The sequence below is a fragment of the Streptomyces djakartensis genome, from assembly GCF_014651075.1.
In the GTDB taxonomy this organism is placed as follows: domain Bacteria; phylum Actinomycetota; class Actinomycetes; order Streptomycetales; family Streptomycetaceae; genus Streptomyces; species Streptomyces djakartensis.
In genome coordinates, this window is sequence record NZ_BMWE01000010.1 from 78,081 (window position 1) to 91,841 (window position 13,761).

The 13,761-nt window shown below is 70.6% G+C and carries 14 protein-coding genes; 5 read left to right on the forward strand and 9 right to left on the reverse strand.

All coding sequences use genetic code 11. The annotated features are described in order from the left end of the window. Nucleotides 1-80: 80 nt before the first annotated feature. From IE212_RS18515 to IE212_RS18530, 4 genes are all read right to left on the reverse strand, one after another. Nucleotides 81-740, reverse strand: coding sequence for a formylglycine-generating enzyme family protein (locus IE212_RS18515; protein ID WP_190199188.1), 660 nt, complete (start codon nucleotides 738-740; stop codon nucleotides 81-83). A 117-nt stretch (nucleotides 741-857) separates the two neighbouring features. Next, entirely contained in the window at nucleotides 858-2,432 is a 1,575-nt protein-coding gene (locus tag IE212_RS18520; protein WP_190198987.1) for an alpha/beta hydrolase, read from the reverse strand. Nucleotides 2,433-2,687: 255 nt separating this feature from the next. Further along, nucleotides 2,688-4,208: a cellulase family glycosylhydrolase gene (locus tag IE212_RS18525; RefSeq protein WP_190198988.1), complete on the reverse strand. Its 1,521-nt coding sequence runs from the start codon at nucleotides 4,206-4,208 to the stop codon at nucleotides 2,688-2,690. Nucleotides 4,209-4,365: 157 nt separating this feature from the next. Further along, nucleotides 4,366-5,034 (reverse strand): TetR/AcrR family transcriptional regulator, encoded by a 669-nt coding sequence (locus IE212_RS18530; RefSeq protein WP_190199189.1) that lies wholly within the window; start codon nucleotides 5,032-5,034, stop codon nucleotides 4,366-4,368. A gap of 58 nt (nucleotides 5,035-5,092) precedes the next feature. Here IE212_RS18530 and IE212_RS18535 point away from each other — a divergent pair, with 58 nt between their 5' ends. Next, a complete protein-coding gene (locus IE212_RS18535) occupies nucleotides 5,093-6,541 on the forward strand; it encodes an MFS transporter (protein WP_190198989.1) in 1,449 nt (482 codons plus the stop codon). Beyond that, entirely contained in the window at nucleotides 6,538-6,933 is a 396-nt protein-coding gene (locus IE212_RS18540) for a cupin domain-containing protein (protein WP_190198990.1), read from the forward strand. The genes IE212_RS18535 and IE212_RS18540 overlap by 4 nt, the downstream gene beginning before the upstream one ends. 60 nt (nucleotides 6,934-6,993) lie before the next feature. On the opposite strand, the gene IE212_RS18545 is transcribed toward IE212_RS18540, so the two are convergent. Continuing rightward, on the reverse strand, nucleotides 6,994-7,971 hold the full coding sequence (locus IE212_RS18545) for a WD40 repeat domain-containing protein (protein ID WP_190198991.1): 978 nt from the start codon (nucleotides 7,969-7,971) through the stop codon (nucleotides 6,994-6,996). 125 nt (nucleotides 7,972-8,096) lie between these two features. On the opposite strand from IE212_RS18545, the gene IE212_RS18550 reads away from it, so the two are divergent. Next, entirely contained in the window at nucleotides 8,097-8,771 is a 675-nt protein-coding gene (locus IE212_RS18550; protein ID WP_190198992.1) for an SGNH/GDSL hydrolase family protein, read from the forward strand. A gap of 22 nt (nucleotides 8,772-8,793) precedes the next feature. Here IE212_RS18550 and IE212_RS18555 read toward each other — a convergent pair whose 3' ends face one another. Continuing rightward, complete coding sequence (locus IE212_RS18555) at nucleotides 8,794-9,222, reverse strand: DUF4440 domain-containing protein (RefSeq protein WP_190198993.1); 429 nt, start codon at nucleotides 9,220-9,222, stop codon at nucleotides 8,794-8,796. A 132-nt stretch (nucleotides 9,223-9,354) separates the two neighbouring features. Here IE212_RS18555 and IE212_RS18560 point away from each other — a divergent pair, with 132 nt between their 5' ends. Then, nucleotides 9,355-10,347, forward strand: coding sequence for an aldo/keto reductase (locus IE212_RS18560; protein ID WP_190198994.1), 993 nt, complete (start codon nucleotides 9,355-9,357; stop codon nucleotides 10,345-10,347). Nucleotides 10,348-10,568: 221 nt separating this feature from the next. Here the strand turns inward: IE212_RS18560 and thpR are convergent, their stop codons facing one another. After that, a complete protein-coding gene (gene thpR / locus IE212_RS18565) occupies nucleotides 10,569-11,141 on the reverse strand; it encodes an RNA 2',3'-cyclic phosphodiesterase (RefSeq protein WP_190198995.1) in 573 nt (190 codons plus the stop codon). 115 nt (nucleotides 11,142-11,256) lie between these two features. Between thpR and IE212_RS18570 the strand changes: the two genes are divergently transcribed. Then, nucleotides 11,257-11,844, forward strand: coding sequence for a Uma2 family endonuclease (locus IE212_RS18570; RefSeq protein ID WP_190198996.1), 588 nt, complete (start codon nucleotides 11,257-11,259; stop codon nucleotides 11,842-11,844). Between the two features lie 20 nt (nucleotides 11,845-11,864). On the opposite strand, the gene IE212_RS18575 is transcribed toward IE212_RS18570, so the two are convergent. Continuing rightward, on the reverse strand, nucleotides 11,865-13,247 hold the full coding sequence (locus tag IE212_RS18575) for an MFS transporter (protein ID WP_190198997.1): 1,383 nt from the start codon (nucleotides 13,245-13,247) through the stop codon (nucleotides 11,865-11,867). 28 nt (nucleotides 13,248-13,275) lie between these two features. After that, nucleotides 13,276-13,713, reverse strand: coding sequence for a MarR family winged helix-turn-helix transcriptional regulator (locus tag IE212_RS18580; RefSeq protein ID WP_190198998.1), 438 nt, complete (start codon nucleotides 13,711-13,713; stop codon nucleotides 13,276-13,278). Nucleotides 13,714-13,761 lie beyond the last annotated feature (48 nt).

Below are 13,761 nucleotides of genomic sequence, written 5' to 3' on the forward strand. Positions count from 1 at the left end.
CCGGGTGCGCGCACTCGGCCGCAGTGCGGTGTCTGCCCGGTGATGGTCAAGCCCAGCTCGGGCATCGTCCCCGGCCGCGGTTAGGACGTCTGCCGGGGGTCCGGGCGCACGACACGGAAACCCACGTCGTCGATCCGGAACGTCGGATGGCTGCGGCGCCGTACCGAAGCACGGCAGCTCCAGTGCTCGTCGGACCAGCCGCCGCCGCGGAGCACCCGGTAGGTGCCGTAGACCTCGGCGTCGTAGAGGTCCCAGCACCAGTCCCAGACATTGCCCAGCATGTCGTACAGACCCCAGGCGTTGGGCTGTTTACCGCCCACGGCGTGGATGCGGTCGTCCGAGTTGCCGCCGTACCAGGCGATCTCCTCGAGCCGGCCGTAGCGAGGGCCGGTGCTGCCCGCCCGGCAGGCGTGTTCCCACTCGGCCTCGGTGGGCAGCCGGTAGCCGTCGGCGGAGGTGTCCCAGTCGGCCATCCCGGCCTCGGGCCGCAGGTGATAAGCGGGGGTCAGTCCCTCCGCCCGGGACAGGGTGTTGCAGAAGCGGACCGCGTCCCACCACGACACGCCCTCGACGGGCAGCCGGTCACCGCGGGCCGAACCCGGCCACTCGCCGGTGACCCGGGCGTACCAGCCCTGTGTGACCGGCACGGCCGACATCCGGAACGACGCGACCTCGACGGTCCAACTGCGTTCGGTCCGCCGGTCGGACAGCGCGACGCGTCCCGCCGGTACGGCCACCATCTCGTTCCGCACACCCCACCCCTCGTCAACAACGAGAGGGGTGCCCGGCGAGCATCGCCGGGCACCCCTGCGCTCTTCAGCTCATGCGAGAGTCACGACCGATTCACGACCGTACCCTCACCGGCCGGACCCCAGAATCCCCCGCAGGCTGTCACCGGCCGCCGCGACGGCCGACTGCGGCTTCGGGTCGGGGTTCTTCTTGCAGACCGCGTCGGCGACGCCGTTGCCCTGCGGGACCTTGCCGTTGGTGAGGTACGCCGCGAGGTGCTTGTCGAGGCAGGCGTTGCCGCTCAGCGTGATGCCGTGGTTGCCGCCGCCCTGCTCGACCACCAGGCTGGAGCCCTTCAGCAGCCGGTGCATGGTGACACCGCCCTGGTACGGGGTGGCCGCGTCGTCCGTCGCCTGGAACAGCAGGACCGGCGGAAGCTTGGCGTTGGCGACGTTCACCGGCTTCAGCGACTTCGTCGGCCAGAACGCGCACGGCGCGTTGTACCAGGCGTTGTTCCAGGCCATGAAGGGGGCCTTCTCGTACACCGCCCAGTTGTCCTTGCGCCACTGCTTCCAGTCGCGCGGCCAGGACGCGTCACGGCACTGCACCGAGGTGTAGACGCTGTAGCCGTTGTCACCGGAGGCGTCGATGGCGGCGATGTCGTCGTACGCCTTGACGAGCGCGGCGGTGTCCTTCTTGTTGACGTACGCCGAGAACGTCTGGGCGAGCGTGGGCCAGTAGCCGTTGTTGTAGCCGCCGGGTATGAAGATGTCCTCCAGCTCGGAGGCGCCCACCTTGCCGCCCGCGGGCTTCTTGGCCAGGGCCGCCCGCATGGCGTACCACTTGGCCTCGATCTTCTTCGGGTCGGTGCCGAGCTTGTAGGTGGAGTCGTACTTGGCGATCCACGCCATCAGCGCCTTGTGGCGCTTGTCGAAGGCGTAGTCCTGCTGGAGGTTGTCGTCGTACCAGACGCCGGTCGGGTCGACGATCGAGTCCAGCACCAGGCGCCGCACCCGCTCGGGGTACATCTTGGCGTAGACCGCGCCCAGGTAGGTGCCGTACGAGTAGCCGAAGTAGTTGATCTTCGACGCGCCGAGGGCCTTGCGGATGGAGTCCATGTCCTTCACGGCGCTGACCGTGTCGATGTACGGCAGGACGTCCTTGTACTTCCTGCCGCAGGCCTGGGCGAAGGCCTTGGCACGGTCGAGGTTGGCCTTCTCGATCGCCGGCGTGCCGGGCACGGAGTCGGGGCGCACCGGATCGAAGTGGCCCGGCTTGCAGTCGAGGGCGGGCCGGCTCTTGCCCACGCCGCGCGGGTCGAAGCCGACGACGTCGTACTGGGCGGCGACCTCCTTGGGCAGCGAGGACGCGACGAACGAGGCCAGTGACAGGCCGCTGCCGCCGGGTCCGCCGGGGTTGACGAGCAGCGGGCCCTGGGACTTCGACGCGGTGTGCGGCACGCGGGACAGCGCCAGCGTGATCTGCTTGCCCGCGGGCTTCGCGTAGTCGAGCGGCACCTTCACCGACGCGCACTGGAGCGTCGGGGAGTCGTCCGTACCGCACTTCTTCCAAGTGACCTTCGCCGCCGCGGTCGTCAGGGCGGTGTTCGCGGACTGCGACGCGTCGGCGCTGGCGGGAGCGGCGGTGAGCGTCCCGGCCAGCACGACCGTGGCGCCGCACAGTACGGCTGCGCTTCTTCTCATGGAGTTCTCTCAGAACGGTGAGGGGGGTTCAGACCCGCGAGTGACGCGGGCCGTTGCCGCATCCTTTCGGAAGAGCGGGTGCCGAAAGAACGTCTTCGACAAGATTTGACCGAACCGAGTCTTCGAACGTGCGGTGGGCCCCCCGCGAACCCCGGGCGCCCACCGCTCTTCTGGTGCCGCTCTTTTCGTACCGCTGCCCAATGCCGTGCCCTCCCGACCGATGAAACCGACAGGCCGAGGGGACGCGCACACCGGTCACGCAGCCGTGCAGCTCACCTCCGGCACGCCCCCGCCCCCGGGCGAGCCCCCGAACCCGAAGCTCGTCGAACCTCCCACCGGCACACTCCCGTTGTGCCCGGCGTTGACGGCGGCGACGGTCGCCCCGCTCTGGGTGTGCGACGCGTTCCACATGCTCGTGACCTTCTGGGAGCCGCTCCATGTCCAGGTGACCTTCCAGGACTTCAGCGGAACGGTCCCGGTGTTGGTCACCTTCACCTCGGCGTTGAAGCCGCCGCCCCAGTCGCTGCTGACCGTGTACGCGGCGGTGCAGCGGGCCGTGCCGCCGCCGGGGTCACCCGGGCCGCCCGGGCCGGGCCCGGTGCCGCCGCCCCCGAAGCCCGGCGCCTTGACGGCCGAGAGGTACCCGTCCTTCACGGTGTCCACGGTCTGCCAGTCGTCCTTCAGGATGCCCCCGGTGTCACCGGAGTTGGGGTTCCAGGACCAGAACGTCCAGTGGATGCTGTCGGCGCCGTACGCCGAGGTCGAGCGCAGGTACTTCACCAGCTCCGATAGCCACTTCTGGTCGACCGCCGGCTGGAGTGTCGTACCGAACTCGCCCAGCCACACCGGGGCGATGTTCTGCTTGAAGACGTAGCCCCAGTACTTGTCCCAGATGCCCGGCAGGTTGGAGGGGAAGGACGGGTCGCCGAACCACGGTTGCTGGGCCACCGAGGTGGCGTAGTCGTGGGCCGAGTACACCAGCCGTCCGGGGACGTCGAGCTGGACCGGGTGCTGGGCGACGCCCATCAGGTTGCCGCCCCACCAGCCGTTCGCGCCGTTGTGCGACTGCACGCCCTCGACCATGATCAGCAGCTCGGGGTTGACCGACAGCACCGCGTTGCCCGCCCGCTGGGCGGCCAGGCGCCAGTCCCGGGCCGTGTCGCCGCAGCCCCAGCAGGCCGGGTCATGGGGCTCGTTGTGCAGGTCGATGCCGATGACCGTGGAGTTGCCCTGGTACCGGGCCGCCAGGGCCTTGAGGTTGGCGATCCACGTCGACTCGGGGACCGACGCCGTGTACCAGAGCGCCGACTGGCCCGCCGCGTCCGGGCGGTGCCGGTCGAGGACGACCTTCAGTCCGGCCTGGCCCGCGTAGGCCACGATCCGGTCCAGGACCTGGAGGGACGTCAGCCCGCGCAGGTCGGTGTTCTTGCCGTCGTGGCTGATGCTGTCGGGCATGGTGCCGGGCTTGAGGATGTCGTCGCTGTAGGGCATCCGGATGGTGTTGTAGCCCAGCGACCTCATCTGGTCGATCATGCTCTTGTAGTCGCGGGCCCACAGGCCGTGGACGACGTGGGTGTCGGTCTCGAAGCCGAACCAGTTGATGCCGGCGATGCGGACCGGCTGCCCGGCCGCGTCGAGGATCTGCCGGCCGCTGGTGTGCCAGTAACCGGCGCCGGCGGCCTTCGCGTCCACGTCGGCGTGTGCCGAGTGCACACCCGCCAGCGGTAACAGGAGCGCCGCGGCGACACACAGCGCTCTGCGCAGAGTGCGGAACATGTGGCTGCTTCCTCTCGGGTTCCTCTGGGAGGGGGAGGCGCGGCACATGGGAGCGCTCCCATGAAGCCGCGCACCTCCCAGAGAACTGATGCACCATGAGCACGTCAAGCCTCCGGGACCGAGCACCGCAAGGATCACCGCCCACGGCGCGCTCCCGTCAGCGGCCGGCGAGAAGCCCGTCCACCAGGGCCCGGAGCCCCTCCTGATAGGTGTCCTCGGCGGTCAGGGGAGCCCAACGGTCCGCGAGCTGCGCCAAGCGGGGGAGCTCGCCCGGGTCGAGATCGGCGAAGACCTGCTCCCGGTAGGTCACACGGTCGTCGCTCGCGCGCCGGCGGGCCGCCGCCGTCCTGACCACGAGCTCCCCGGCGGTGTAGTACCAGATCGCACGGTAGCCGTGCACGGCCCGGTCGGGCGAGAGGCCGCATTCGACCAGGCCGTCGACGATCTGCTCGACGAACCACAGCGCGCTCGTGGAGAGCAGGTCATCGGCGGTCAGCACCTCCACGCTCCATGGACAGGCCGCGAGCGCCGCGTGGATGGCGGTGGCGGCCACGACGACCCGCTCGCGGGGGTGGGCGGGCAGCTCCGGCCGGCGCAGGGTCCGGGCGGCGTGGTCGTCCAGCAGGAGGACGAGCAGTTCCTCCTTGTCGCGGACGTGGTGGTAGAGCGCCATCGGCGTACTGCCGACTTCCATGGCCAGCCGCCGCATGGTCAGCCGGTCCACCCCTGCCTCATCCACGATCCGGCGGGCCGCCGCAAGGATCTCCTCGCGGGAGATGCGGGGCGGCCGGCCCGGGGTCTTGCGTGGTGCGGACGGTTGCGGCATGCCGCCCATCATCGCGCAGGTGTCGACAACGCCGAACTCCGAGGCTAAGTTTTCGTACATGTATAGAAACTCTCGCGGGAGGCCCGGAGTGGTGCTGGCGGCGGCGGCCGTCGCCCAGTTCGTCGTCGCCCTGGACATGTCCGTGGTCAACGTCGCGTTACCCGAGATCCGCACGGCGCTGGGCTTCGCGCCGCTCGACCTGTCGTGGGTCGTGCACGCGTACGCGCTCGCGTTCGGCGGGTTCCTGCTGTTGGGGGGACGCGCTTGCGACCTCTACGGCCGGCGTCGGATGTTCGTGCTGGGGCTGGCCGTCTTCGGGCTCTGCTCGCTGGTGGGAGGGTTGGCCCAGGACCCCGGGCAACTGGTCGCCGCCCGGGCCGGACAGGGACTGGGCGCCGCCGCAGCCGCGCCGGCCGCGCTGGCGATGCTCACCACCACCTTCGCCGAAGGCCACCGGCGCGTCCGGGCGCTGGGGGTGTGGAGCGCGGTGAACGCCGCGGGCGGAGCACTGGGTGTGCTGGTGGGTGGACTGCTGACCGAGTACGCGACCTGGCGCTGGGTCATGCTGATCAACCTGCCCATCGTCGCGGTGGCTCTCGCGCTGGTCCTCGCGGGTGTGCCGGCCGGGGCGTCACCCGCCCGGCGCGAGAGGCTGGACGCGCTGGGCGCCGTCCTGGCGACAGGCGGAGTCGGGTTCCTGGTGCTCGGTGTCGTCCGCACCGACACCCTGGGCTGGAGTTCCCCGGTGACGTGGGCGACCCTCGCCGCCGCGGCCGTGCTGCTCGCCGCCTTCGTTCTCGCCGAGGCGAGGGTCGCCACACCTCTGCTGCGCCTCGGCCTGCTGCGCAGCCGCTGGGTCGCCGGCGCGAACGTGCTGGTGTTCCTGGCCGCGGCCGGGCAGTTCACGGCGTTCTACTTCGTGTCCCTGTACATGCAGCAGGTCCTGGGCATGGGTGCCGCGGCGACCGGCACCGCGTTCCTGCCCTTCTCCCTGGGCCTGGTCGCGGGAACCATGGTCGCGACCCGCGTCACCGCGTCCCGCTCCCCCCGTGCGTCCCTGGTGCCCGGTGCCCTGCTGGCCGCCGCGGGCCTGGCCTGGTTCGCCCTCATCAGCCCCGACGGCGGCTTCCTCACCGACGTCCTCGGACCGTCCCTCGTCACCAGTGCCGGCGCCGGGCTGGTCCTGGCTCCGGTCGCCGCCGCGGCCACCACCGGCGTCGCTCCGCGTGAGGCCGGTATGGCGTCCGGCCTGATGAACAGCTCCCGCCAACTCGGCGGTTCCATCGGCCTGGCCGTCCTGGGCACCCTCGCCGCGCACCGCACGGGGACGGCCACCGACCCCGCCGCGCTCAACGATGGCTACGCCTTGGGCCTGGCCGTCGCCGCCGCCGTTTTCGTGCTCGCGGCGGTCACGGCGGTCGGCGTACTGCCGCGCCGCCGAGCCGTGGCCCCGGTGCCGCGGTCCACCGACCCCGCGAAGAACCAGCTGGAAGGAACTCCGTCATGACGGCCCCCACCATCGATCTGTTCGCCTCGGCGCTGCTCTTCCACTCCGACGGCGACGTCCGGGCCGTCGAGCGGCGGATGACGGGCAGCGGCTCCGGCGCCTGGCAGATCGCCGCGTTCCACGTCGAGACCGACGCCGACGTGCACGCCGACCACTGGGAGATGCACCCGCGGGCCGAGGAAGCGGTGTGCTGTCTCACCGGCGGCGTCCGCCTCTACTTCCGTCCCGACGTGCCCGGCGGGGCCGAGGAGATGGTGCGGTTGCGAGCGGGCGCAGCCGTGATCGTCCCCCGCGGCCGCTGGCACCGCCTGGAACTGGACGCCCCCAGCGACCTGATGTCGATCACCCTTCGCGACGGCACCCGCCTCGAGAGGCGCACCGGCACCCGGTGACCGGGAAGTGGCCCGGCCCGGAACGGGGCTGCCGGGCCTGCCTCCCGGCGCCGCAGTCCGCTACCTCCTGCGCCGCAGCCCCCGCAGACCGAGCAGGGCGACGCAGGCCACGGCCACGGCGATGGCGCCGGTCTTGAGGTTGCCGCTCAGTCCGTCGCCGCTGTCCGCGCCGTCCCCTGCGGCCGAACTCCCGCCGCCGGACGACGACTTCCCGCCGCCCCCGGGAGCCTCCTGCCCCTCCACGGGGCTGTCTGCCCCTTCCGCGCCGTACATCAGCCGCTTCCCGTCGGCGGTGTAGGTGACGGACTCGCCCTGCCCGAGGAACGGCACGCCGAGCCGCTTCTCCCGCTTGATCCTCCCGCCGTTCCAGTCGTACGCGATCGCGCCGAAGTAGCTGCGCACGACGAGGTGTTCACCGTCCGGGGAGAGCGTGGCGTCGGTGGCCTCCAGGTCGGGAACGGACGCGACGGGCTTGAAGACGTTCGTCCCGGAGACGGAGAGACGGGCGGGTCCTTCGTAGAGGTGCCCGCCCTTCTCGTTCTTGTCGACGATGTAGGCCCGTCCGGTCTTCGGGTGCACCACGAGGGACTCGGCGTCCCGGGCCCCGTCGGAGTACTTCACGACGTACTGCGTGGCCCGGACCGTCCGGTCCTCCAGCGTCTTCGGCTCGGGCAGCTCGTAGATCCACACGTGGGGCCAGCCGCCGCCGAGGTTGTCGCCGATGTCACCGACGTAGATCCGGTCGCCCGGCCCGATGGAGATGGCCTCGACGTCCCGTGGCGTGCCCACCCCGGTGAGGGTGAGGCGGGCGACGGTCTCGCCCGTCCTGCTGTCGACGGCGTAGATGTAGGGCCCGTCGTCGCTGTCGTTGTGCGTCCAGTAGACGCCGGGATGCCGGCGGGATGCGGCGAGACCGCTGGACTCCGTGATGCGCGGGTCCTTGATGGTGAAGTCCTCGTCGGCATCGGCGGCGGAGGCGGGCACCGCGAAGGCACCGACGAGGAGGGCCGCGGCGAGCAGGGCGAACGGTCTGCGCATGCCCCAAGCCTGCCACCCCGCTCGGCGGTTCAGCGGCTGCGACCGATCAAAAGCGTACGCGGCCGGCCGACACGCGTGGCCCGACTCACACCCCACCCGGCTCCTTGATCCAGCATCATGAGCGGATGCTCAGGTTCATGCCCGTCGGTGACTCCATGACGATCGGAAGCGCGGGCGAACACACTTGGCGCCACCGGCTGTGGCAGCACCTGCGCCGATCGTACGGCGGCCCCTTCACCCTCGTCGGCCCGCGAGAGACGCTCTACGACAAGGTCGCCGACGCCCCCACGTCGTACGCCTACGCCGACCCGGGCTTCCCGCGCGCCCACCTGGCCGGCTGGGGCGAGGGCTGGCTGCACATGGCCCCGCTGATCGGTGAGGCCGTGCGGTCGTGCCGGGCCGACGTCCTCCTGGTGTCCCTGGGCCTGATCGACCTGGGCTTCTACACGAACGCCGAGCAGACGGCGGAGAACGTACGGCGCTTCGTGGCGGAGGCGAGGGCGGCGAACCCGCGGGTGCGGATCGTGGTGCTCCCGGTCATCCCGAACGTCCGGGCGGAGTCGGACGCCTCCTTCGCGGCGCAGGTGACCCGCTTCAACGAACTGCTCGCGAAGGCGGTCGCCGACCTGGACGAGCCCCGTTCACCCCTCCTCCTGGCCTCCCCGCCACCGTCGTACGACATCCATCTCGACACCTACGACGGCACGCACCCGAACGCGAGCGGCGAGCACAGGATCGCCGAGGCGTTCGCGGAGGCGATGTACCAGGCGTGGGACGTCGGCGATCACTACGGCGACTGATCGTCGACACACGTGCCGAGGGCTAGAGGTTGTCCCCCCAGCCCTCCTGGATCATGGTCTGAAACGCCCACCTCCCGCCCCGCTTGAGCAGGATGTCGGCGTACCTGAGCTGCCGGGAGTGGCCGTCCACCGTCATGGTCGAATCCGTGAACACCACGGCCATCGAGGAGGACAGGAAGACCGGGGTGCGGGTGGACTCGAAGGTGATGTCCTCGCTTCCCTCTCCCATCACATGGGTCATGGCCGTCACGAACCGCTCACGGTCCCACTGCGCCGACCGGCCGTCGGCCGCCGAGTCGTCGCTCACGAGGTTGAGCGGAAACACCGCCATGTCCGCCATGCGCTCGACGTCACGCTTGCCGCTCGCCGCGTCGTACTCCGCGAACCAGGCGTCCAGGCTCGCGCGGTCCTCGGTGGTCGCGGTGTATCCGGTGTCGGGCAGGAAAGTCACGCGAACCCCTCACTAATCAAATTTATCTAGCTGGGCTACCGCAAGGACCTTACCTCACTCCAGCACTAGCCAAACTTGATTAATGCGCTGGGGATTGCCTAGAGCGCACTCCACGCGGCTAGCGTGCGGGCCATGAAGTACACGCAGCTCGGACGAACGGGACTCAAGGTCAGCCGACTCGTCCTCGGCACCATGAACTTCGGACCGCAGACCGACGAGGCCGACAGCCACGCCATCATGGACGCGGCGCTGGACGCGGGCATCAACTTCTTCGACACCGCCAACGTGTACGGCTGGGGCGAGAACAAGGGCCGTACCGAGAGCATCATCGGGAACTGGTTCGCCAAGGACGCGGGGCGGCGCGACAAGGTCGTCCTCGCCACGAAGGTGTACGGCAACATGGGCGCCGACGGCCCGGCCTGGCCCAACCACGACAAGCTCTCCGCCGTCAACATCCGGCGGGCCGTGGACGCCAGCCTGAAGCGGCTCCGGACGGACCACATCGACGTCTACCAGTTCCACCACATCGACCGGAACACCCCCTTCGAGGAGATCTGGCAGGCGATCGACGTCCTGATCCAGCAGGGCAAGATCATCTATGCGGGGTCGTCGAACTTCCCCGGCTACAAGATCGCCCAGGCCAACGAGATCGCCGCCCGGCGCGGCGGGACCATCGGGCTGGTCAGCGAGCAGTGCCTGTACAACCTCGCCGAGCGGCGCGCGGAGATGGAGGTCATCCCGGCCGCGCGGGACTACGGCCTCGGCGTCATCCCGTGGTCGCCGCTGCACGGCGGTCTGCTGGGCGGTGTCCTCAAGAAGGAGGTCGAGGGCAAGCGCCGCGCCTCCGGCCGTGCCGCCGACGCGCTCGCCGACCCCGCCGTCCGCGCGCGGGTCCAGTCCTACGAGGACCTCCTCGACAAGCACGGCGTCGAGCCCGGCGTGGCCGCCCTGGCCTGGCTGCTCACCCGGCCCGGCGTGACCGGCCCGATCGTCGGCCCCCGCACCGGCGAACAGCTCGCCTCCGCCGTCCGCGCGGCCGAACTGGAGCTGTCCCAGGAGCTCCTGACCGGCCTGGACGAGATCTTCCCGGGCCCGGGTCCGTCCCCGGAGGCCTTCGCCTGGTGACACCTTGAGGGCGGACGCCCTCTTCAGGGGCGCGGGGCTGTGCCGATATGCGGCTCCGCCGCGTGTGCGCGACCATCCCCCACCGGCCCGCAGCCGGAAAGCGACGAGCAGTCCCCGCCCCCTACCTGCCGAGCACGGAAGCCAGAGCCACGACGAGGAACATCAGCACAAGCACACCGGCCATGATCCGGTTGCGGGTTTTCGGGTCCACGGCATCGAGCCTAACCGGCGCCCCCGAGCGGCCAGCGCCCGACCGCCTCGTACCGGGGCTGCTCCCCGGGAACCCCCGACGTCGGCAGGTTGCTCCGCACCAGCGCCAGCTCGTCCACGGTCCAGGTCCGGCCGGCGAACGCGTCGAGAGCCTGTACGTAAGCCCGCACATCCCCTGACTCCCGCCGCCGGGCCACGGTCAGATGGGCCTTGTACCGCCGGTGCTCCCCCATCGGCACCCCCGCCTTCCGCGCCGCCGCCTCCGCCCGCTCGGCGAGCAGCCGCAGCGTCGCCAGGTCACCCTCGGCCCCGGCCCACAGCGCCTTGCCGCGCCCGAACTGACCGCCGCCACGGACGGCCAGCGGGAAAGCGGGGGTACGGTGCGCGGCCCGCTCCAGCCGGGCCGACAGCTCCGGCACGAGCCCCTCGTCGACCTCCCCGTAGAAGGCCAGCGTGAAGTGCCATCCGGGGCGGCCGGTCCAGCGCATCCCATCCGCACCGGGCAGCCGCCGCAGCTCGTCGACCACGTCGCCGAGCTCACGACGCACCTCGTCAGGGGGCAGCACGGCGGCGAAGAGTCTCATGCGGCCAGTCTGCCCGCCCCCGCCCCTCGGATCCGGGCGTGTCCCAGCCACCGTGCGTATCGTTGTACCGCGCGGCCGGATTCATCCACGGGTGCGGCCGGGGAGGAGCGCCACGATGACCGTCCTTGACGACAGGATCGAGATGGCCGAAAGCAGCGGCGAACTCACCCTCGACATGATGTTCGAGTGGGTGGAGACGATGCCCGTCCCCGAGGGTTACAAGGTCGAGATCGTCGGGGGGAACATCTTCATGGCGCCTCAGCGGGACACCCACTGGGACATCATCCTGGACATCGTCGAGCAGCTACGCGCCAAGTACCCGCGCAAGCGCGTGAAGTCCGACGTCCGCGTCGACTACCCGGGCCACCTCAACGGCTTCGCCTCCGACGTGACCGTGATGGCGGAGGGCGCGGCGAAGAACGACAAGGGGCTGTGGCGCTACCAGGACGTCGAGTTCGTCGCCGAGGTGATCTCCAGGAAGACCGCGGCGAACGATTACGGCCCCAAGAAGGACGCCTACGCCGCGGCCGAGGTGCCGGTATACCTGATCGTCGATCCGTACACCGGCCGCTGGCACCTGCACACCAAGCCCAAGGACGGCGAGTACCGGGGCGAGCTGAGTCTCGACTTCGGGGACGACGTGGACCTGACCGGCACCGTGGTCGGCCTCGTTCTCAAGACCGGCGAGTTTCCCCGCGACTGACCCCGCCTATCCCTCTCCCGCTACGCCGCCGGAGCCAGCTCCTCCCGCTGCTCCCGGGGCACGAACCGCACCCGCGGGTGGCCGCGGTGCCAGCCGACCGACAGGCGGAGGTTGCCGGCCCGGGCCAGGATCAGGCCGATGACCGCCGCGGCGAGGGCCGCCACCGCGCCGCCGGCCGCGAGGCCGACCCGCGCGCCGTACGTGTCGGTGACCCAGCCGACGATCGGGGCGCCGACCGGCGAGCCGCCGAGGAAGACCATCATGTAGAGGGCCATGACACGGCCGCGCATGGCCGGGTCGGTGGACATCTGGATGCTGCTGTTGGTCGTGACGTTGACCGTCATGCCGAACAGGCCCAGCGGGACCATGAGCAGGGCGAACATCCACAGGGTGGGTGTCGTGGCCGCCACGATCTCCAGGGCGCCGAAGACCAGGGCCGCCGCGATCAGCAGCCGCATCCGGGCGGTGCCGCGCCGCGCGGCGAGCAGTGCGCCCACGACCGAGCCGACCGCCATCAGCGTGTTGAACATGCTGTACGCGCCCGCGCCCGCGTGGAACACGTCGTCCGCGAAGGCCGACAGGTAGACCGGGAAGTTGAAGGCGAACGTGCCGACGAAGCCGACCAGGACGATCGGCCAGATCAGCTCGGGCCGGCCGGTGACGTAGCGGACGCCCTCCCTCAGCTGTCCCTTGCCGCGCGGGGCGCGCTCGACGGTGTGCAGCTCACGGGAGCGCATCAGCAGCAGGCCGGCGAGCGGCGCGATGAACGACAGGCCGTTGAAGAGGAACGCGTAGCCGGTGCCGACGCCGGTGATCAGCAGGCCCGCGACGGCGGGGCCGACCAGGCGGGCGGACTGGAAGTTCGCCGAGTTCAGGCTGACCGCGTTCTGCAGCTGCCGCGGGCCGACCAGCTCGGAGACGAAGGACTGCCGCGCCGGGTTGTCGACGACCGTGGCGAGGCCGACCGCGAAGGCGGCGACGTACACGTGCCACACCTGGACCTGGCCGGTGAGGGTCAGGACGGCGAGGGCGAGCGCGGTGACGGCCATCGACGACTGCGTCACGAGCAGGGTGGGCCGCTTGCGCAGCCGGTCGACGAGCACGCCGCCGTAGAGGCCGAAGAGCAGCATCGGCAGGAACTGCAGCGCGGTGGTGATGCCGACGGCGGCGGAGGAGCCGGTGAGGCTGAGCACCAGCCAGTCCTGGGCGATGCGCTGCATCCAGGTGCCGATGTTGGAGACGACCTGCCCCAGGAAGAAAAGGCGGTAGTTCCTCACCCTGAGCGAGGAGAACATCGAGGCCTTGCGGACCGGCTGGGCGGCGGAGGCGGGTGAGTCGGGGGCGGGCGGGGAGTCGTGGGGTTCGGTTGCGGGGGCGGAAGCTGTTCCGGGTCCCGAACTCAAAGGGTTCGCCTCCTTACGGCATACGGCATTACAGGTGCGCGAGCTTCTCCAGCACGGGGGCGGCGGCGCGGAGTTTCGCCCACTCGTCGTCGTCGAGGTTCTCCACCAGCGAGGCGAGGAAGGCGTTCCGCTTGCGGCGGCTCTCCTCGAGCATCGCCTCGGCCTGCTCGGTGCGCGTCACCACCTTCTGGCGCCGGTCCTCGGGGTGCGGCTCCAGCCGGACCAGCCCCTTGGACTCCAGCAGCGCCACGATGCGGGTCATCGACGGCGGCTGGACGTGTTCCTTACGGGCGAGCTCGCCCGGTGTGGCGCTGCCGCACAGGGACAGGGTGCCGAGCACCGACATCTCGGTGGGGCTGAGCGACTCGTCGACCCGCTGGTGCTTGAGCCGACGGGACAGCCGCATCACGGCGGAGCGGAGGGAGTTCACGGCGGCTACATCGTCGCCATGGCTGAGGTCCGGCATGTTCTTTAGCGTAACTCATTACCCTGACTAAGGACTACTCGGGCGCGC

Excerpts from the sequence above, each read along its gene's own strand:
- IE212_RS18515 (WP_190199188.1), bottom strand. The coding sequence starts at position 740 with ATGGTGGCCGTACCGGCGGGACGCGTCGCGCTGTCCGACCGGCGGACC.
- IE212_RS18520 (WP_190198987.1), bottom strand. The coding sequence starts at position 2,432 with ATGAGAAGAAGCGCAGCCGTACTGTGCGGCGCCACGGTCGTGCTGGCC.
- IE212_RS18525 (WP_190198988.1), bottom strand. The coding sequence starts at position 4,208 with ATGTTCCGCACTCTGCGCAGAGCGCTGTGTGTCGCCGCGGCGCTCCTG.
- IE212_RS18530 (WP_190199189.1), bottom strand. The coding sequence starts at position 5,034 with ATGCCGCAACCGTCCGCACCACGCAAGACCCCGGGCCGGCCGCCCCGC.
- IE212_RS18535 (WP_190198989.1), top strand. The coding sequence starts at position 5,093 with ATGTATAGAAACTCTCGCGGGAGGCCCGGAGTGGTGCTGGCGGCGGCG.
- IE212_RS18540 (WP_190198990.1), top strand. The coding sequence starts at position 6,538 with ATGACGGCCCCCACCATCGATCTGTTCGCCTCGGCGCTGCTCTTCCAC.
- IE212_RS18545 (WP_190198991.1), bottom strand. The coding sequence starts at position 7,971 with ATGCGCAGACCGTTCGCCCTGCTCGCCGCGGCCCTCCTCGTCGGTGCC.
- IE212_RS18550 (WP_190198992.1), top strand. The coding sequence starts at position 8,097 with ATGCTCAGGTTCATGCCCGTCGGTGACTCCATGACGATCGGAAGCGCG.
- IE212_RS18560 (WP_190198994.1), top strand. The coding sequence starts at position 9,355 with ATGAAGTACACGCAGCTCGGACGAACGGGACTCAAGGTCAGCCGACTC.
- thpR (WP_190198995.1), bottom strand. The coding sequence starts at position 11,141 with ATGAGACTCTTCGCCGCCGTGCTGCCCCCTGACGAGGTGCGTCGTGAG.
- IE212_RS18570 (WP_190198996.1), top strand. The coding sequence starts at position 11,257 with ATGACCGTCCTTGACGACAGGATCGAGATGGCCGAAAGCAGCGGCGAA.
- IE212_RS18580 (WP_190198998.1), bottom strand. The coding sequence starts at position 13,713 with ATGCCGGACCTCAGCCATGGCGACGATGTAGCCGCCGTGAACTCCCTC.